Here is a 20102-nt window from a genome sequence, read left to right on the forward strand (position 1 = left end):
CCTGCAATAAAGAAGAAGGGGAACGATTAGATTCAAAAAATTTGAATGATAGTATTAGTTATTTTTTTTTAGAGTCTCAAGATTTAAATCTTACCAAAAAGAATCGGCTTAATTCAATTAATAAGGCAATACACATATCAAGTAAATTTGAATGGCGACCGATTAATGAACAATTAGAGTACCAGAGAAATTTGATTTTTTTTGATTTGGGCAATTATGATAGTCTAATAAGTTTTCATGTAAAACTAATAAAGAACGCGATAAAAAATAAAAACCCTTATTACGCTGCGAAGCAATATTACTTAATGGGATATTATTATGAGCAAATTGCTCATATACCGGATAGTGCGTTTTTGCACTATAATCTTTCCAAGAATTATTTTACTTGGATAAAAGATAGTATTTGGACTGGGAAGACACTTATAAATATGGGTGCTATTCAAAAAGATCAAAATGATTTTTTTGGAAGTAAAGAAACCTTGACCGAAGCTTTATCATTTATTAACGAAAATGAGGATAGTATTTCAATTGCAGCCCTATATAATACCCTAGCTACAGACCATAGAAAGCTATTTAACTATAAAGAAGCAGAAGCTTATTATCATAAAGCAATTGAAGTAACAAACAATGCTAGTTATAGACTAGTTTACAAAAATAATCTTGCGACAACTTACATAGATAATCAGGATTACATTGGAGGAATTTCAATATTGAAATCAATTCTACTTGATTCCAATCTTACCAAAAATCAAATAGAATATGCCCGGGTTCTTGATAACTTGGCATATTCAAAATGGCTTTCAGAAGAAGAAAGGATAACCGAACAAGAGTTTCAAAAACCTTTGGAAATCAGAAAACAAAACAAAGATAAACGAGGACAAATAGCCAGTTATACGCATTTAGGAGAGTTTAACAGTGCAAACAACCCTAAAAGGGCTATAAGTTATTTTGATTCTGTCATTCAATTATCTAGAAAGTTAAAAATTCCTAGGGCGGAGGCCGATGCGCTTAGGTTTTTAATGAAGGTTAAGCCTAAAAATTTATATATCAGGGATCGGTATGTTTTTTTACAGGACAGCTTGTATCAAAAGGAGTTGAAGGTGAAGACCCAATTTGCTAAATATAAATATGATAACAAAGTAACGCAGGAGGAAAACTTGCGTTTGGAAAAAGAAAATGCTGAAAAGGAATTAGAGGCAAGCCGAGAACGAACTCAAAAGATTCTATATCTGGGAGGTTTTCTCTTTATCACAACCGTTTTTGGTCTTTCTCTTTTTGCATTTAAACAACGCACAAAACGATTGAGACAAACAGGTAAGGCGGAAAAGCTAGAAGCTATTCAAGAAACCGAAGCGGAACTATCCCGAAAGTTACATGATGACCATGGTGGTAAATTAAATCAGCTAATGTCACTAATACAGCTAAATGCGGACAAAGAAGTAATTTTAGATAAAACAGAAGAACTTTATAATAATACTCGGGACTTTTCTAGAACCTTAAATTCGGTAGATACAGGTCCCGATTTTTGGAAGATTCTCAAAGCTACCTTAGAATTTGCGAAACCGGCAGAGGTCGAAATGATGTTTAATGGAGGTAAAGAATTGGATTGGTCAATGGTAAGTAATCAGTCAAAAACCATTCTTTTTAAAGTATTGCAAGAACTGGTAATCAATATGGCTAGACATAGTAAGGCAAGCCAAACCATAATTTTATTCAAAGACCAAAATAACATGCTCTATGCTTACTATGAAGACGATGGGGTTGGAGCATCAAAAGAAGCTCTATTAAGAAAAAATGGACTTCAAAATACAGAAAAGCGTATTCAAGCCATAGGCGGAAGCATTATTTTTGATTCAGAAGAGGGGAAAGGGTTTCGGGCAGAAATCCAGATACCTAAGTAATTAAATACACCATGTTCAATAAAATACTATTGTCCGAGGATTTTCAGGGAGAAAACTACGGCATTGCAGAAACCTTAAAAGAAAAATTGGCCATTGAAGAATTACAAAGTGAATTGTATTGCGATAAGGCGTTTACCCGCTTAAAAGTAGCCTTTAAAAATAACGATGCGTATGAGTTATTGATTACCGATTTGTTTTTTGAGGAAGACCACGTAGACCGAAAGTTGACATCAGGTTTTGAGCTTATTACAGCCGCAAGAACCTTGCAGCCTAGTTTAAAGATTATTGTGCACTCTATGGAAAACAATCCCATACAAATCAATACGCTTTTTAAAGAGCAAAAAATTAATGGTTATGTATGCAAGGGTCGTAATGGTATGGTGGAGCTGGTTAGTGCCATTAACGAGGTGTACCATAATAGAACCTATGTGTCCCCGCAGCTAAATTTGAACGTTCCCCACAATGTGGTAGAATTGGATGATTTTGACCGTGCTATATTAAAAGAACTCGCTAACGGCCTTACAAAAAAAGAGGTGTCTAGAAAATTTAAAAAAGAAAAGATTACCCCTAACAGTGAAAGTACCATAGATAAAAGAATAAGCAGACTTTATGATGAGTATGAGGCTAAGAATACTACAAATTTGCTATTTAAACTTGCGAAGGAAGGCAGAATTTAACTCCTAACTTTTCTTATAAACTTCATAAAAGTTAAACAAATTTCAATCCCTTACGGATATCCGTAAGGGATTGTCTTTTAATGGGTTTAGGTTTGAAAAAGAAATTTTTAAAAGGATAAAAAATGGGAAATACAATAGGAGTGATTTTAATTTCTTATGATGTAAATAGGCTTCATACCGATGTTAAAAAAAGTATGTCGGATATGGGCTATAGTGACAGTTTTATGTTTGAGGGAAAATCAAAAACTTATTACTTACCAAATACAACCTTATGGCATTCTAAGAAAAGCTCTAATCAAGCAGTTGATGATCTACAAGGTGTTTGCAATAGTCTAGGTGTTAGTTTGGAAAAAGCTATTGCTGTTTTAGCAAGCGAGTTCAACGGGATTTGATTTCGAATAAAAAAATAAGAAAATGGCAAACAAAGACAAGCAAAGAGTCCGTAACCTTCGCTTCAAAAGTTCTAAACGATAAAAGAACTGGTAGAGATAGCAAGAAAGCAGCGGGTAGTGTATTATCTCAAAGGGCACCTAAAGGCAAAAAATAAATGTTTAATTTTAAAAATAATAATATTATGGCGGTAAAACATACACCAACTAATGAAGTTCATAAAGGAACTAAGGGAGGAACTACAGGATGTGGTTTTGATACTACAGAACATTCTAGTCATTGGATAAATACTTCAGAACGAATTACCTGTGCTAAAAATGGATGTAAAAATTAAATTATTTTCCTTTAATGTAATTGTATAATGAAAATATTGTCACTCTTTTTTATAACTGTGATTTTTTCTATTACTCATAAAGAGCTAGAAACCAATGTCTACATCTGCAAAGGAAAAGGCAGTAAAAAATATCATTATGTAAAATCATGTAGGGGCTTGTCCAACTGCTCAACGAATGTGTATCAGGTTTCGTTATCTAAAGCCAAGGAAATGGACAGAACACTTTGTGGTTGGGAAGACTGAATTTAGAATAATTGTAAAAAAAAGAGCGGTATTTATACTGCTCTTTTTTTTTGCTTTACAGATATCTGTAAGGGATTGTCTTTGAATGTATTTAGGTTTGAATGATTAATAATTAAAACTAAAATTATGGCTTTTCCAAGATTCGAAATTAAAAAGAGTAGTAATGGTAAATTTTATTTCAACCTACGTTCTAAGGGAAATGGGGAAGTAATTGCAACCAGCGAAATGTACAATGCAAAGCAAAGTTGTAAAGATGGTATTGAGTCCGTAAAAAGAGATGCACCAAATGCTGATATAGAAGACCTATCCTCCTAATACGAACTTTAATTCAAAAATAATGAGCTACAGAAGAGGATATTATAAAAAAGATGGCACGTATGTTCAAGGTCATTTTGTGAGCAAAGACCAAGGAAATCGGAGACTTAAGAAGGCTAACAAGAAAGGTTGTTTGGGAGTTTTTCTATTGTTATTGGTTACTTTTTTTAGTTTCTCCTGTGAAGCTGAATCTACCTGTCAGTCTAGGAAATGTGCAGATTTTGCCAATCAGGCAGAAGCCCAAGCCGCTTTTGAAGGGGATAGAAGTTGTTATTCAAATTTAGATAGAGACAATGATAACATAGCCTGTGAAAACGGCAATTACTAAAATATGGAGAAACTAAATATATCAATAGGGTTAAAGAGTCATTTTCTAAGGCTATATCAAATGGCATTTGCAGACGATAATTTTGACGTGCTAGAATTGAAAATGCTTTACAAATTTGCAGAGGAGAGGGGGCTTAGTAAAGATCAGTTAAATGAAATTCTATTAAACCCTTCCCAAGAGTCTTTTGTTCCGGATTCTTTAGAAGAGAAAATAGAGTACTTGTATGACTTGGCTCTTATGATTTGGGCTGACGGAATTGTTACCGAAGACGAAACCAATACCCTGAAAAAGTACTGTTTAAAATTTCAATTTTTAGAAGAAAACATTGATGATATCTGTGAATTCCTTCTTGAAAATGCAAAAGTGAAAATTTCTTTAAAAGAACTAATAGCCAAAATGCAAGACTAATATGGGATCTCTAAAAAATATATTCTCTATTAAAAAAAGTACTCCGCCGGAAGTTGAAAAACCTATTGAGGAAGATGTTAAAAAAATAAAACTTTCATTTTTTGAAAGTGGTTATGGATCTTCTAAACAGGCTGAGGGGAATCACATGATCTTCAAGGCTTGTTTACAAGATGTCTATATGGATTACAAGGGTAAATGTAGGGAAGATGAAAAGTTGCAGAAAGAATTAAAGGAACCCTATGTACAGGAACGAAGTAAGTATGAAATAGAATTAAAGAAAAGGAAAACGGTAAAAGGCATTATTGAGGAGGGTATAGTCAATTTGGAAGAAAAAATAAGAACTTTCAAGAATGAAATAGCTGATGTAAAGCATAACCCTGAAAAATATGTGGAAGATGCGGACAAAAAACCTAAAGCACAATTTTATCTCGGTCTAATTGTGCTCATCCCTATCACATTTTATTTGCTAGTTTTTTATATATCGGCTTCCTATTCTGCTTTCTTTAAAACCTTTGATACCGAGCAATTGACCAATGCGATTTTTGATGCAAATGCCTTGACCAAGGCAATTGATGATGGTTGGTTAGAAGGTGTTTTTGTAGCAACGATTCCCTTTGCATTTATGGGTCTGGGGTATTTGATACACATGTTTCAAAAACATAAGAATTGGCTATCCTATGTGAAGATAGCAACCTTATTTGTGGTCACTTTTATTTTCGATGCCATACTGGCCTATCAAATTGAAAAGAAAATTTATGATATTGAGAAAACCCTCAATTCGCCTGATTTTAATGTGCAAATAGCTTTTACAAAAGCTGAGTTTTGGGGAATAATCTTTGCCGGTTTTGTGGTTTATATCATTTGGGGACTGGTGTTCGATTTCATAATGAAGGAATATGACAACTTCGATAAAATAAAAACATTTATTAAATCTAAGCGCGAAGAAATTAAAAACTGCGAACAAGAAATTACTGAACAAACTGAAAAGCTTGGGCCTATTAAAGAGGAAATTTCAGGTATAGAAGGAAAAATAAGCGACCTGCAACGAACTATAGATGGTTTTGTGTTTTCCAACAAACAGTATCTCACCTATCATGCTGAATATGTAAAAGGGTGGTTTTTGGCGATAGCAGACAATTTTGATTCTTTAAAAAGGCGAGATCAATTATTGTCTCAGTGCAGGGTTGAGGAAAAAAAGCATTTAGAGGAGCATGACATTGCCGATGAAAGTTATGAAGGTCGTTTGTATAAATTAATTAATTAAAAAATATGAAAAAGTTTACGCAATATCTTTTAGCCTTGGCATTTTTGAGTTTTACATTTATTTCTTGTCTTGATGACCCTAAGACCAAGGAATTTGTTCATGAGCATGATTTTCCTAAGGTGGCTGTAAATTCCAACTTAAATATAAGTGTCCTTTTAGATTTGTCGGATAGAATAAACCCTGAGAAATATCCTTCCCCTGCAATGGAGTTTTATCAAAGGGATATTGGTTATTTAAAGGCAGTTGCAGAGAATTTTGAGTCGCATATCATGAATAAACGATTGATAAAAATAGACGACAAAATTCGGGTATTCATTGATCCAGAACCTTCTGATAAAACCTTAAACCAAAAACTGGAGGCTCTTAAAATCTCTTTTGACAAGAGTACCGTTTCTAAGGAAGCAATCTTAGCTACCTGTAAAAAATACGATAGTATTTCTACACTTATATATGAAGCTGGCATTAAAGATGACCACTATGTAGGCTCAGATACGTGGCGCTTTTTTAAGAACAAGGTAAATGATTATTGTATTGAAGAGGGTTATCGAAATATTCTGGTGGTCTTAACTGATGGCTACATCTACCATAAGGATACCAAAATAAAGGAAGGAAATAAAACCACCTATTTAACCCCTAAGGAAGTAAGGGACTTTGGTTTTAACAAAACAGGTTGGAAAGACAAGTTTGAAAAGCAAGATTTTGGTTTTGTGGTCGCCAATAATAACCTGAACAATCTTGAAGTATTGGTCTTGGGTATTAATCCAGATGATAAGAATCCTTACGAAGAAGATGTTATTAAAGCCTATTGGACAAAGTGGCTAACGGATATGAATGTAAAAAATTTTGAAATAAAACAAGCGGACTTACCCTCAAATATGAAGAAGGTGATACAGGATTTTATTTTGAAAAAGGGATAATTGTAGCAAATGTGCAATTAATAGAAATCACCCAATTAAAGATTGTTTAATTAGAATAAAAAGTTATGGGAATTAAAAAAGGTCCAAAAAGAATTGCTAAATCAACAGGTGAACCAGACCGTAGACAGAGGGATAATAAAAAAACACCAGGGAATACACCCTCTCTAAAGACTCACAAACATAAAAAAGGTGATTGATTAAATTTTTTGAATTTAAGGATTACGGACAGGCGAATCGGTGGGAGAATAATGTCCTTACTTATTTTGAATTGCTTTCAGTTCTTATATTTATATGATGATTCACGGGGCCGGAGATTGGACGGTCACGGGTATTGTAGTTGTGAATTGCTTTCAGTTCTTATATTTATATGATGATTCACGGGTTTGAGGAATATGTAAAAATTGAAAAGGGAGTTGTGAATTGCTTTCAGTTCTTATATTTATATGATGATTCACGGGAAACTCGGCATGATAGATTTATGCAGCTCTGTTGTGAATTGCTTTCAGTTCTTATATTTATATGATGATTCACGGGTGTCAAGCTTTATTTGATTTGGAAATACATGTTGTGAATTGCTTTCAGTTCTTATATTTATAGGATGATTCACGGGTTATCTTTTTCTCGGTCCTGAGCGTCAAAAGTTGTGAATTGCTTTCAGTTCTTATATTTATATGATGATTCACGGGGTGAGGGCACAATTTGTGACGGGTGGCACAGTTGTGAATTGCTTTCAGTTCTTATATTTATATGATGATTCACGGGTGTTACTAACGGTCAAAATGTTGGGCGTATGTTGTGAATTGCTTTCAGTTCTTATATTTATATGATGATTCACGGGCTATTGCAGGAAGAACAAGTTTGGATTTTGTTGTGAATTGCTTTCAGTTCTTATATTTATATGATGATTCACGGGTTTTTATCCTGATATGCCTGTTCCTTCAAAGTTGTGAATTGCTTTCAGTTCTTATATTTATATGATGATTCACGGGTAGCGTCCTCGTATATGTCGTCTAACTCGTGTTGTGAATTGCTTTCAGTTCTTATATTTATATGATGATTCACGGGCCTTTACGTACCCAAAATAGATGTTCAGGTGTTGTGAATTGCTTTCAGTTCTTATATTTATATGATGATTCACGGGGTTTGCCTTATGTTCTTTCAGCTCTAACGAGTTGTGAATTGCTTTCAGTTCTTATATTTATATGATGATTCACGGGACTAAGAATATTGCCATAATAGACACCCAAGTTGTGAATTGCTTTCAGTTCTTATATTTATATGATGATTCACGGGTTCTTTCTGGCAGAATATAGGAGGTTATACGTTGTGAATTGCTTTCAGTTCTTATATTTATATGATGATTCACGGGTGGCAATAGATACCGACGACGTTAAGATAGGTTGTGAATTGCTTTCAGTTCTTATATTTATATGATGATTCACGGGTTTATGCTGTGGTGGTAGCGAAGATTTGTTGTTGTGAATTGCTTTCAGTTCTTATATTTATATGATGATTCACGGGTTAAATCCAAGTAGTGCATTACGGTCTTTAGTTGTGAATTGCTTTCAGTTCTTATATTTATATGATGATTCACGGGAGATGGTTTGGCGGGTATTCTTACCGGTACGTTGTGAATTGCTTTCAGTTCTTATATTTATATGATGATTCACGGGTGTTAAAAACGTTCTTTCTTTTGTAGCTGAGTTGTGAATTGCTTTCAGTTCTTATATTTATATGATGATTCACGGGAACGCCGCAAAGAAAGCCTTTCTAATTGCTGTTGTGAATTGCTTTCAGTTCTTATATTTATATGATGATTCACGGGCCTTTACGTACCCAAAATAGATGTTCAGGTGTTGTGAATTGCTTTCAGTTCTTATATTTATATGATGATTCACGGGGTTTCGTCGCCGTTCTGTTGGCCGTCCTCAGTTGTGAATTGCTTTCAGTTCTTATATTTATATGATGATTCACGGGATGCAGAATAAAATGTACATCGATCGGATAGTTGTGAATTGCTTTCAGTTCTTATATTTATATGATGATTCACGGGCATAAAATATTTACATACCTTTATGATCTGGTTGTGAATTGCTTTCAGTTCTTATATTTATATGATGATTCACGGGGAAGTGGTGGTAAAATCGTCGCCGGAGCTAGTTGTGAATTGCTTTCAGTTCTTATATTTATATGATGATTCACGGGCAAGACCAAAAGACCCCTATCGAAGATTTGGTTGTGAATTGCTTTCAGTTCTTATATTTATATGATAGCAGCCATTGAAATAGCAGCAAGGCAGAAGTTGTGAATTGCTTTCAGTTCTTATATTTATATGATGATTCACGGGAAGGAAATGGGCTTGGTGACGCTGCAGAAGTTGTGAATTGCTTTCAGTTCTTATATTTATATGATGATTCACGGGAATGTTCGAAAAATGGGGAGCTAAAGTGCAGTTGTGAATTGCTTTCAGTTCTTATATTTATATGATGATTCACGGGTAACACCAAAAAATAACGACATGAATGGCAGTTGTGAATTGCTTTCAGTTCTTATATTTATATGATGATTCACGGGATACCCGCCATAACAGGCTGGTATCCTGTTTTTTAAGTCTATTTTCAGGATTTGAAAAATTAAGGCTTAAAATGGGTCTCAACTGCACTCGACCTGACAATTTTAGTTCTGGTATTTTTAAAAGAGTTCGAGTTGTTGTGAAGGTTGCTCCGGTTCTACTTCTTTTTGACCGTGAAAGAGTTCCATCATTCCAAATTGCTTATCGGTTATCTGCATAACACATACTTTACCTTTCTTTGGAAGGTTATTTTTGGTGCGTCGTATGTGTACGCTGGCATTTTCCCTGCTTGCACAAAAACGTATATAGATACTAAATTGAAACATCGCAAAACCATCGTCGAGTAAATTTTTTCTGAAACGTGCTGCAGTCTTACGTTCGGTGCGTGTTTCGGTTGGCAAATCAAAAAATACAAGTACCCACATAGAGCGATATTGGTTAAGTCTTGAAAAGTTGTTTCCTTGCATCATTCACTCAATCTGCTTCTGTTGAATTCAGGATATAAAACCTTACGGTTTGCTCCCAAAAAGCAATCATAAAGACTGCTTGTGGTGCGGCTTACAGCATTCATTAGCGGGCTCCACTTGTCGTCAAGGTATACATCTAACGCAGGGATAAGCAAGAGTTCGGTTTTGAGCTTTGTAGAAAGTTCTTCTATATTACATCCGGTTTCCAAAATATCATAGACTACTGCATCTACATAAATACGGTAAGGCTCCATCACATCGTCTGCCAGGCAAAAGGCGTTGTATTTATTGCGGTGAAAGATCCCAACAGAAGGTAATAAGCCACTACTTACCAATGCACGTGCAACTACCGCTCTTAAAATGGCGTAGCCATAATTGAGCAGATTGTTAGGCGGAACTCCTTTTTGATTACGACTAAAATTATTTACCTCACTAAAAAGGTTCTGAAAATAATGGGCAGCAGCAATGGCCTCCAGATTTCCGGTATCACCACTTTTAACATCACTACTCCAGCGTTTTAACTTTATTGCATTTTTGCCCCTTGACTCCAGGTGTAAAGCTTGATTATAAATCTTTGCACTTATCGTTTGTTGCCAAAGGTTTTTTTTTAGCGGAAGACTGGCATTGAGTTGATACCGCATCCGCTCTGTTTGCTCACTGTGACCTACTAGTGGTTGTAAGAGTGAGCAGGGCAGGTGCTGTTTGTCACAGGTGATTATAGCTGTTTTATTCTGGACTAATTTCATAATAAGTCCATTGGTAATTGTGATTTGTGGGTCTTCAAGCACTACATAGCCCAAATCTTCTATAGGGATAGTCGCCTCTTTTTTGTCTTCTTCCAGAAAGTTAACCACCAGTTGCTCATTACGGGTGCTTAAATATGCGGGATTTCCGAAAAAGAGGGTTCGTTTGATCATAATTTAATATTCTCCTACATGAACAATTTGACCGATATGATTAATTCTTACCTTAACAAAGTTGCGAATAGGCTCAGTACTTTGTATATGTTCCCAACATATACCTCTAGTTTCTTTAAAATTATTTAGCTCAGTTTCTAAATGATGTCGAAACATATAATTTTTAGTTGCAATTTTCTGCACTCTAAATAGATGCTTGCTTATTAAGGTAAAATTCTTCTGATAACTCAAATCAATATCATTAGGATTAAACTCTTCTGAAGGAAAAACAAACATTTCATTTTGTTTCATTGTAAACTTAAACTGCCATCCTAAATGTGCGTTGTATTGTTTATCTATAATAGGTAATTTTTGATTTACACGCTCTACTGCTTCATAAAGTGACACTGCCTTTTCTTGTAATTTGCCTTTGTCATCTTCATAAATAGCAACATGATGGTTATTGCCGAGGCTTACATAATCGGCTGGTATTTTTTCATTGTTTTCATCAAGTAAAGCCTCTCCTAAATGATCTTTTTTATAATTCATTGGTTCTGCATTACTTACTCCGGTTATAGTTACGCGTTTAATAGCAATCCCTTTTTCTTTATTTTGCCAAATTGGATTTTTATCTAAATCTGAAAACGCTTCTTTATCATTTCCGTTAAATTCAGCTTTTCGTTTTTTAAGAATTTCTCGAATCCCTTCATCTACTACTTTGTCAAGTTTTAATCCAGGTGCTATGTCTTTTCTAATCGTATATATTTCTTCAAAACACAGCACTTCTTTTAAGGGTTCATCATTCCAAATAACTGGATGTTTCTTCAGTGTTTTTGTGTCAAAAGCAATGTTGGGATTGTTATCAAAAGCTTTTAAATGTTTGAGTATTAATTCGCGCTGACCAAAATGAATGATTTGTTGGGCTTCTGCGAAAGCAAAATTCTTATTAATCTTGATAGGCTTTAATTTTGGAGTTTTTGACTTGCCATAAACGGTTTCTTTATGAAGCTGTCCCCTTGGTGTTAACTCAAGTGACTTGTTGAAACCACGTTCTTTTTTTGTCTTATTTATATTACGTGTAACAACCTTATTTTTTGTTTTAAAAGAGACTAATACACTTTCTAATTGTTTTTTTGCCTCACTTCTAAACCTAGGCATCGGCTTTACGAACTTGCGCTTGATATTTCCTTTATCATCTTCAACTTTGTGGGTAATGAGGTTTTCAATATTTTGAATGATTTTATGTTTATCGTGGGTTTCGTCTCTACGAGCGTTCAGGTTATTGATGTATTGTATATGATTGTGTGTGGTAAAAGCCACTGTCAGTGCGTCCATTGCGTGATGCCTATGGTCATTACGTTTTGTCCAATCTTTGATTTTTTCAACTTTTTTTTCATTTTTCCGTTCTTCAATCTCAATTAAACCAACGGCTCTGTATTTAGGCAAATTCAATTCTTTTAGTACATTGATAATCCCCCAATCTTCTCTAAGTTTATCTGTGATGCGTCCTGTGGTAGGTGTTACATTTTTAAATACTTCGAGCAACATAGTGCGTGCTTTTTTTGCGATGTATTGGCTATTACGCAGGTCACGTTCTATAAAACCTTCCTTAATATCTTTTGCACTTTTTAAAAGTCGATCCCGTTTTCCTCTACTTATAGAGCCTTTTCCATTATCATATAAAGCCTCCACACGTTCTATATAATTTTCTAACTCTGCATTTTTATCTTGTGCAATAAAATCAATAGCTGTACGATTGGCCTTTTTCAGATTCACGTGGCGGTAAGCTAGTGTCTTATTAGAGAAAGAATCATCATAAATAAGGGCTTTTGGCAAAATATGTTCGATGTCAATTTTACTGCTGAATAAATCCTGTAATTTAATTTGTTCGTCAGAGAAAAGGCTTTTGTGTCCTCGTGGAGCAAGCTCATTCCAAAGTTTATACTTTACAACATCATTTTTAGTAGGCGTGAAGCCGAATTGTTGCTGGATGGTCTTAGCAATATCCAGATTCACTTTTGTAGCAGAGTTAATGTATTGAGTCTCTTGTCGTCTCTCGTCGGCAGACTTTTTTAATTCTCTAGCGAGTTCAATTCTTATCTCCTCTGGTTTTCCATAAGTATCACATACTTGGTTAATGACGTGAATCATTTGGTTGAGTATTTTTTCAACCACAGGATTACGCAAACTATTTTTGCCTAAAATTTCAAGACGTTCTTTTGGAACTCTTTTCTCATTTTCTTCAGCGGAGATGCTGTTGGAATGATTGTATCCTACTTTGTCGCAAGCTTCATAATAATTATAACCATCCTGTAAATGAGGAAGAATTTTTTTTATGGCTCTTGCCGATAAACTACCATAGTCATTTGGAAAACTTACATTGGCAAGCATTGCAGCATATACGGGAGCAAAGCCATATTTTTGATGCAATTTCTTTTTTAGGTTTACATCAGAATTACCGTAAATCAGCTTGTCTTTTTCTGAAATTATAGCATCATCACCGGCCGAATAGAGTAAATGCCAAAGTTCATAACTGGACTGCTTGCTGTATTCATTACCCTTTAATGTGCTGTCAAAATCTAATAAGGAAGTATCAATACCAATTACCGGGAACACCTTTCTTAATTCGTCAAGAATTTCTTGCGCAGCGTTCTTTTTCCAGTCAATCCCGTAGCCTTCTCTGGCCATAATCTCTTGATAGACGTTAAAAAGCTTTTCATTTGTGGTATTGCCCTTTATACCATCGCTAAAGTTAATTTTCCAATCTTTTGAAGGCAAACCAAGTAGTTTTAATACCGAAGAACTGCTCAAGTCACCTCTCAAGTTTGCTTCTGAAAATAGTAATCTTCTGTCATCTTCATCTAGCTTATAGCTGTAGTCATCTTTTTCTAGGTTATCATTTGATTTGCCAACGTATTTAAATTCTAAATCATTAATATTTTGCCAGATTTTAAACTCTTGAAATAATGGCGATGATTTAGGTATCACGCGCTGACCAATTGTACGTTTTCGTTTCTTCTGTTTTATTTCATCATAATATTCTTGTTGCCAACTTTCAAACAAACAGAAACTCAACAAACCTTTCTGGGATTTAAGAGGGCGTTGATAAAAAATGATGATATCTCTAATTTTAGCTTTTAATTCATCGGTTAATTCTGGATAAAATTTTGCTTGCGTTGTCCAGACTTGTTCAAATTCATCAAGATAATCCTGACGATAAAACACTTGGTTTTTGAGAGAAGTATGCGGATTTTTCTTTATTTGATTATATAGATATTCTCCTACTGTAAGCTTATCTATATAAAGCTCTTTGCTTCGGTCGCTTATTTTTCCTAAATAACCGCTTGTGCCGTTGATATCTTTATTAATTTCTTGAAGTACAATAGCGAGATGTTCTAAGTTTAATTTTTGAGATAAACCATCCTTGCGCAGTTCATAGCGTTTCAACTTTTGTTCCGTACGGTCTCCATCTAACTTTATACCTTCTATTTGAAACGGTTTTGAGCAAATAGCCCACGTTTGATTTTTATTTTTTCCTTGTAAATCTTGATAGAGTAGTTGTGTTAAGGTTTCTGGGTAGAATTCTTTTTGCTTCGTCCAGATAGTATCAAATTCTGTTTTCAAATCAGATGGGTAAAAGTCAGGGATGTATTTTTTTTCTTGTGTTAATAAATTGAAAGCATACTGTCCTGGCGTCAACTTGTTATTATACAGGATTTTTGCAACAGCCATCCCATCAATAGCAACGCCATCATTTTCATCTTTAGATTTACGGCTGCTTTTGTATCCTCGTTTTTTGTTAATAGCAAGAAGAATTTTAGAAAAGTCTTCTAAGGAGACCTTTTCTCGGGCAGCAACTGACCTCAAAGAAAGTGTTTGATGAGTCGTATCTTTACCTATTTCTGTAAGAGGAGTATCTTCAGTTATAAAGTTTTGTTTTTTCAACTCTCGAATAAGAAAATTTCTTCTTAATTGATACCTGTCTAGATTTCTACGGGCTCCACGCTTCAAAGTTCTATCTGCGTTTGTAGTAATAGGTTTACCTCCTTCGAAGTTTATCTTTTCATCAACAGTAAGTGGGTTTACACGTACTCCTAATTTGATAATCTTTGAATCTTCTTTGTTTTCTGATTCTTCTACAAGAGCCCATCCTATGCTCGTAGTACCCAAATCCAGCCCTAATATTCGTTTCATCCGTCCTATTTCTAAATGTTTTCTTAAAAATAGAAATAGTTTTTCACCCAAAATTGAGGAAATCTGTAATTTGATTAAAAATCAATTCATTACATTTACAACTGAAAGCAATTCACAATAAGGATTATTCCGTTGTGTAAACATTTAAAGCGGCCTTTACGGGTCGCTTTCATTTTATATACAGGTTAGTGTCTTATTAAAGACAATTATTTAGAGTAGTTGAAATAGGTTTGGTGGGCTTCAGCTCTGCTAAAATTTATAAAAAGTTGATGATAATTAGAGATTGTTTATTTCCACCTTCAAATAAACTGGCAAATGATCGGATAGTTTTCGAGCCCTTTCCAAGTTGTCACATTCTCTTACAAAATCAATGACACCGCTTTTGGTTTTAGCAATGGTCTTGGAATTGAATATATTATCAATGGCATGGTTGCGATAGTCAAAACCATCACAATCTCTTTTTAAGGTCGTTTTTTGGTTGGCAACGGCAGGGGAGTAGCCATTTTTCTTAAAGTTGTCAAACGCTGGGTTGGCTTCGTCAACATTAAAGTCCCCTGCTAAAATGACTGGTCCTGTAAAATTATGGATTATGTATTCGGTGAGTGCCGTAATTTCGGCTTCTGGGTTTTTGTCATGAGGCCTGGAGTGAAAGTTAATAAGGGTCATTTTTTTGTCTGCTATGTAAAAATCCAATAGAAACGGTTCCCTGTCAATGGTAGTTTCTAGTTCCTTAATAAGTTTTCCTCTATTTTTAATCTTAATATGTTTTGTTTTCCAAACAATGGCATAACGCTCGGTCACATATTTTGGTATTCTGGTGGGGTTACTGATTGCATAATCCCATTGAGCCCCTTTGCGGTTAAGAACATCGGTTAGTTTGGCCACTGCTTGCGCACCACCAAACCCAGAAACTACTTCTTGTATGGCTACAATATCAGCATCTCTAAGCAACTCTGCTATTTCTTCTAATTCATCATAGCTTTTAGTCTTTCCAAAATCTTGAATGTTCCATGAGATAATGGTGATTTCATCTTGTTGTGAGAAGTTTTGTAATGCAGTTAAAAGGAGTAATAAGAGGAGTATTTTCTGAAACATAAGCTTGCGTTCAATGAAATGTAAAGCTATTGAAAGTTAAGGTTATCGGTTTACGTAAATCTGTAATCAATACTAGAATGAGCCAAATAATCTGCTTAATCAACTCATAAAAATATTATATTTGAGCCGAATAAACGATTTAATCGGCTCATGAGATACAATTGGCAACAAAAGGATTGGCCCAATTTTCAATATCAAACCGATGATGTTGAAGACAAGCTCTTTGATTTTGCCCAGAGAACAGGGCGAATCAGTGGGGTGTTGGAGGGACTTTCGGAAATGGAGCAAACGGATGCGATGATCAACCTAATGGTTTCCGAGGCAATTAAGACCTCAGAGATCGAAGGGGAATATTTGAGCAGAAATGATGTAATGTCCTCCATCAAACGAAACTTGGGGATTCAACAAGATGTTCCCTTGACCAAGGATAAAAGAGCTGAAGGGATAGCGGAGCTTATGTTGGCCGTTCGAAAGAATTTCAATGAGATCCTTAGTGAAAGAGAGTTGTTGGATTGGCATGCAATGTTGATGAAGGGAAATATATCCGTTCAAGTAGGCCAATGGCGGACCCATGAAGAACCGATGCAAATTGTATCCGGGGCCATGGGGAGGGAAGTGGTCCATTTTCAGGCACCACCTTCTGAAAAGGTACCATCGGAGATGGAGGCTTTCATCGCATGGTTCAATGGGGCAAAGGATATCATAAAGAAACCAATAATAAGGGCAGCTGTAGCCCATTTGTATTTTGAATCCATCCATCCGTTTGAGGATGGCAATGGTAGGATAGGTCGTGCAATAGCTGAAAAAGCCCTGTCCCAAAGTATCAATCGCCCAGTTCTTTTCAGTTTATCAAAGTCCATTGAGAGTAACAAAAATGCCTATTATGGAGCATTGAAAAAAGCGCAACACTCCAATGAAATTACTGAGTGGGTCAATTATTTTGTACAGACCGTTCTTGAGGCACAAATAGATGCCGAACAAGAAATCGAGTTCACTTTAAAAAAGACCAAGTTCTTTGATCAGCATAAGGATAGACTCAATGATCGTCAAGAGAAAGTTGTTCGCAGGATGCTGGATGAAGGGCATAAAGGTTTTGAAGGAGGCATGAATGCTCGTAAATATGTTTCCTTGACTGGAGCATCCAAAGCCACGGCTACTAGAGATTTACAGGATTTGGTCGAAAAAGGAATCTTTATTCCCATAGGAGGGGGAAGGAGTACCAGATATGAAATCAAACCGTAGAAAATAGCGAGCGAAGCTTATACAACAAGGGGTCTGAAAACAGGCCCTCTCTTTTTTTGGTCAATCATAGGAAATCGACACTTCCTCGTATACCACTTTGTCAATGATGCCCGTATAGTTGGAATCCACACTTCTACTATAGAGGTCCTTGGTGACTGGATAGGCTTCTAGATCTCCTTCCCATAAATCGTCATCGATGAGATCTTGCACGTCTGATTCATTGTTGCCGTTATGTAACCAAGCATCCAAATTTTCATCATCAATGATGACCGGACGTCGTTTCTTTTCATTGTGGATATCGGCAAACATGGGGGTGGCGTCCTTGGTCAATACCGCAAAGGTCCTTCTACCATCAGCCGTGTTGGTATAGATACCGGCAAGATATATGGGGTCGCCGTTCTTTCTATGGAAGTAAAAGGGAACCTTAAAGCCTTTGCCCTTGACTTTCACTTTCGTATTGTGCGGTTCGAAGAAACCATCCACTGGAATGATGCACCGCTGGTTCTCCCAACAGTATCGCTACACGAAATGGTCAAAGAGCTTTTCGGATTTGGCATTCAGTCCCCCAAAGGTCTTTGGGTTCTTGAAATACTCGGTATAGTTTTCCTGCTTTTCCTTGGGGGGCATGATGCCCTACATGACAGGGAGCATATTGTTGGGCTCTTCTTGGCCCAAGGTCCACATCACGGGATGGCTCCAGCCGTTGGCATGGAAATAAATGAGTTCCAAGTCGGCATCCACATATTCTTCGTTGCGAACCTGTTCGTCATATATGTTTACACACTTGTTTTTCAATGTGTCAAAAAATCGATTTAGTACCAGTATTTCTGCGGTCTTCCCGCGCAATCGACCAGTGTTGGTATCCCACTTTAAAGGGTCGACTTGTTTGCCCGTACTGAACTCTGCACGCTTGCTGTCCAATGTGATACGGGCAAAGATGGGCACTAATTTATTACTACTGGATTTTCTTTTTTTAGGGTAAAAAATGACGTTGATCGTAGAGAACATGGAAAAAGGTTTTGTTTTAACACTTTGAAGATACAAAAAGAGGTCTTAAATAAATGTTAATAAATCCTTGCAATAAATTGTAAAACAGCTAATTATGGCGATGGCGGTGAGCATTTTTTGGGAGATAAAATGCGCACCGAATTGCTCACCTTTTATATGGTATTTTTTGATGTTTTTTGGTGCCTATGGAAATGAAAAAAGCCTGTAAACATCTCGTTTACAGGCTTTTGTGTAAATTTGGAAATATTCCAAGCGGTCTGGACGGGACTCGAACCCGCGACCCCCTGCGTGACAGGCAGGTATTCTAACCAACTGAACTACCAGACCGTGGCGTTAAGCGAGTGCAAATATATGTTGTTTATTGTATTGCGCAAACATTTTTCTTTTATTTTTTTCAGCTTACAGGAATTTGTGGCGTTCGACCAAAAAGGTATTGAGAACGGTTGAGAAATCGCTCTGAATATCAATGTCAACATATTTGATTTTGTATTGGGCGCATTTCATTTTAATATCAGCTATATATGCATCAATTCGTTCGTTATAAGCTTCTTTTATGGTATCGGCATAAAGGTCTATATGTTCACCGGTTTCTACATCTACAAAACGTTTTGGTGTGTTTTCAAAATTGAAGTACAGTTCATGTTGTTTGTCCATTGGATGGAAAAGAACCACATCATGTTTATTATATTTTAAATGACGTAGCGCTTCGAACAGTTCTGTATCGTTTTTTTCGGTTTGGAACATATCGGTAAATAGAAAAATAAGACTTCGCCGTTTTATTTTCTCCGCAATTTGATGCAGGTAGGTATAGGTCTTGGTTTCTTGGGCTTCATTGGTCGTAATACTTAGTTGGGTCAGTTGGGTCAGCAACATCTGAAAATGACGTTCGCTCCCTTTTTCTGGAGCATAATACGTATATGCATCTGAATATACGCTTAGACCTACCGCATCACTCTGCCGTTTTAGTACGTTCATTAATGCGGCAATAGCCAAAACACTGAATCCGATTTTATTTAAGGAGTCTAGTTTTAAAGTCCTAACGTTGGGGTAATACATAGAGGCCGAATTATCCAAGATCATGTGGCACCTTAGATTCGTTTCCTCCTCGTAACGTTTGGTGTATAGTTTATCGGTCTTGGCGAATAGCTTCCAGTCAATATGTTTGGTACTTTCCCCATTGTTGTAAATTTTATGTTCGGCAAATTCCGCAGAAAATCCATGAAAAGGACTCCTATGGATTCCGCTTATAAAACCTTCTACAACTTGATTGGCCAATAGCTCAAGGTTAGAGAATAAGGTCGCACTATTTAATTCTGACTGTAGGTTCACAAGACTAAAGATACTAAACACCTACCTACTGTACTCAATGGTAGGTTTAAAATTAGGCCAAATAAAAAAGAGCTAACGATCGTTAGCTCTTTTTCCTAAAATTTATATTGTTGTATAATGCCTATAAAAGAGCATCTATTGCGTCGGTGTAAACCTTTTTAGGGGAAACACCAACTTGTCTGCTGACAATTTCACCACCTTTGAACACCAAAACAGTGGGGATGTTACGTACGCCATATTTTGCTGCAAATTCTTGGTTTGCATCAACATCAACTTTACCAACGACCGCTTTGCCTTCGTATTCACTACTAACCTCGTCAATAATTGGACCTACCATTCTACAAGGTCCACACCATGCTGCCCAAAAATCTACTACTACCGGTTTATCGCTTTTTAAAACTACCTCGTCAAAAGTAGCATCTGTTATTTCTAATGCCATTTGTATTTACTTTTATTGATTATGCAAATTTAGTCAATTATTCTTCTGATTCCTTACCGCTGTCTAATTCGTTTTGCCTATAG

17 protein-coding genes, 1 tRNA gene, 1 pseudogene and 1 CRISPR repeat array are annotated in these 20102 nt (G+C 35.9%); of the genes and pseudogenes, 10 read left to right on the forward strand and 9 right to left on the reverse strand.

The genetic code is table 11. From position 1 onward, the window contains the following. The first annotated feature begins 305 nt into the window (after positions 1 to 305). From ACNR9Q_RS05620 to ACNR9Q_RS05660, 9 genes are all read left to right on the forward strand, one after another. A complete protein-coding gene (locus tag ACNR9Q_RS05620) occupies positions 306 to 1901 on the forward strand; it encodes a tetratricopeptide repeat protein (RefSeq protein WP_419213636.1) in 1596 nt (531 codons plus the stop codon). An 11-nt stretch (positions 1902 to 1912) separates the two neighbouring features. Then, positions 1913 to 2578 carry a DNA-binding response regulator gene (locus ACNR9Q_RS05625; RefSeq protein WP_419213637.1) on the forward strand — a complete coding sequence of 222 codons (666 nt, stop codon included), beginning with the start codon at positions 1913 to 1915 and terminating at the stop codon, positions 2576 to 2578. Positions 2579 to 2700: 122 nt separating this feature from the next. Then, positions 2701 to 2970: a hypothetical protein gene (locus tag ACNR9Q_RS05630; RefSeq protein WP_419213638.1), complete on the forward strand. Its 270-nt coding sequence runs from the start codon at positions 2701 to 2703 to the stop codon at positions 2968 to 2970. 155 nt (positions 2971 to 3125) lie between these two features. Next, complete coding sequence (locus ACNR9Q_RS05635) at positions 3126 to 3302, forward strand: hypothetical protein (protein ID WP_419213639.1); 177 nt, start codon at positions 3126 to 3128, stop codon at positions 3300 to 3302. A 369-nt stretch (positions 3303 to 3671) separates the two neighbouring features. Next, positions 3672 to 3860, forward strand: a complete 189-nt coding sequence (locus ACNR9Q_RS05640) for a YegP family protein (RefSeq protein WP_419213640.1) — start codon at positions 3672 to 3674, stop codon at positions 3858 to 3860. A gap of 22 nt (positions 3861 to 3882) precedes the next feature. Beyond that, positions 3883 to 4188, forward strand: coding sequence for an excalibur calcium-binding domain-containing protein (locus ACNR9Q_RS05645; RefSeq protein ID WP_419213641.1), 306 nt, complete (start codon positions 3883 to 3885; stop codon positions 4186 to 4188). 3 nt (positions 4189 to 4191) lie between these two features. Beyond that, on the forward strand, positions 4192 to 4596 hold the full coding sequence (locus ACNR9Q_RS05650) for a hypothetical protein (protein WP_419213642.1): 405 nt from the start codon (positions 4192 to 4194) through the stop codon (positions 4594 to 4596). A 1-nt stretch (position 4597) separates the two neighbouring features. After that, positions 4598 to 5860: an ABC transporter permease gene (locus ACNR9Q_RS05655; protein ID WP_419213643.1), complete on the forward strand. Its 1263-nt coding sequence runs from the start codon at positions 4598 to 4600 to the stop codon at positions 5858 to 5860. Between the two features lie 5 nt (positions 5861 to 5865). Next, a complete protein-coding gene (locus tag ACNR9Q_RS05660) occupies positions 5866 to 6777 on the forward strand; it encodes a hypothetical protein (protein ID WP_419213644.1) in 912 nt (303 codons plus the stop codon). 260 nt (positions 6778 to 7037) lie between these two features. Further along, positions 7038 to 9351: a CRISPR direct-repeat array (repeat unit 46 nt; unit sequence GTTGTGAATTGCTTTCAGTTCTTATATTTATATGATGATTCACGGG). A 117-nt stretch (positions 9352 to 9468) separates the two neighbouring features. On the opposite strand, the gene cas2 is transcribed toward ACNR9Q_RS05660, so the two are convergent. The 4 genes from cas2 to ACNR9Q_RS05680 all read right to left on the reverse strand — a co-directional run bounded on the left by cas2 (position 9469) and on the right by ACNR9Q_RS05680 (position 16001). Next, positions 9469 to 9774, reverse strand: coding sequence for a CRISPR-associated endonuclease Cas2 (gene cas2 / locus ACNR9Q_RS05665; protein WP_419213645.1), 306 nt, complete (start codon positions 9772 to 9774; stop codon positions 9469 to 9471). A 41-nt stretch (positions 9775 to 9815) separates the two neighbouring features. Continuing rightward, positions 9816 to 10733, reverse strand: coding sequence for a type II CRISPR-associated endonuclease Cas1 (gene cas1, locus ACNR9Q_RS05670; protein ID WP_419213646.1), 918 nt, complete (start codon positions 10731 to 10733; stop codon positions 9816 to 9818). A 3-nt stretch (positions 10734 to 10736) separates the two neighbouring features. Next, positions 10737 to 14906 (reverse strand): type II CRISPR RNA-guided endonuclease Cas9, encoded by a 4170-nt coding sequence (gene cas9 / locus ACNR9Q_RS05675; RefSeq protein WP_419213647.1) that lies wholly within the window; start codon positions 14904 to 14906, stop codon positions 10737 to 10739. 276 nt (positions 14907 to 15182) lie between these two features. Next, a complete protein-coding gene (locus ACNR9Q_RS05680; RefSeq protein ID WP_419213648.1) occupies positions 15183 to 16001 on the reverse strand; it encodes an endonuclease/exonuclease/phosphatase family protein in 819 nt (272 codons plus the stop codon). A gap of 150 nt (positions 16002 to 16151) precedes the next feature. On the opposite strand from ACNR9Q_RS05680, the gene ACNR9Q_RS05685 reads away from it, so the two are divergent. Further along, positions 16152 to 17243 carry a Fic family protein gene (locus ACNR9Q_RS05685; RefSeq protein ID WP_419213649.1) on the forward strand — a complete coding sequence of 364 codons (1092 nt, stop codon included), beginning with the start codon at positions 16152 to 16154 and terminating at the stop codon, positions 17241 to 17243. Positions 17244 to 17303: 60 nt separating this feature from the next. Here the strand turns inward: ACNR9Q_RS05685 and ACNR9Q_RS05690 are convergent. From ACNR9Q_RS05690 to trxA, 5 genes and pseudogenes are all read right to left on the reverse strand, one after another. After that, a pseudogene (locus ACNR9Q_RS05690) lies at positions 17304 to 17744 on the reverse strand (SOS response-associated peptidase); the annotation flags it as partial. Positions 17745 to 17876: 132 nt separating this feature from the next. Then, on the reverse strand, positions 17877 to 18251 hold the full coding sequence (locus tag ACNR9Q_RS05695) for an Arm DNA-binding domain-containing protein (RefSeq protein WP_419213650.1): 375 nt from the start codon (positions 18249 to 18251) through the stop codon (positions 17877 to 17879). Positions 18252 to 18504: 253 nt separating this feature from the next. Continuing rightward, positions 18505 to 18578: transfer RNA gene (locus ACNR9Q_RS05700), tRNA-Asp, on the reverse strand. A 72-nt stretch (positions 18579 to 18650) separates the two neighbouring features. Next, entirely contained in the window at positions 18651 to 19580 is a 930-nt protein-coding gene (locus ACNR9Q_RS05705; protein WP_419213651.1) for a DUF58 domain-containing protein, read from the reverse strand. A 121-nt stretch (positions 19581 to 19701) separates the two neighbouring features. Then, positions 19702 to 20019 carry a thioredoxin gene (gene trxA, locus ACNR9Q_RS05710; protein WP_089259085.1) on the reverse strand — a complete coding sequence of 106 codons (318 nt, stop codon included), beginning with the start codon at positions 20017 to 20019 and terminating at the stop codon, positions 19702 to 19704. Between the last annotated feature and the right edge of the window lie 83 nt (positions 20020 to 20102).

Source organism: Maribacter sp. X9 (genome assembly GCF_048537565.1).
In the GTDB taxonomy this organism is placed as follows: Bacteria; Bacteroidota; Bacteroidia; order Flavobacteriales; family Flavobacteriaceae; genus Maribacter.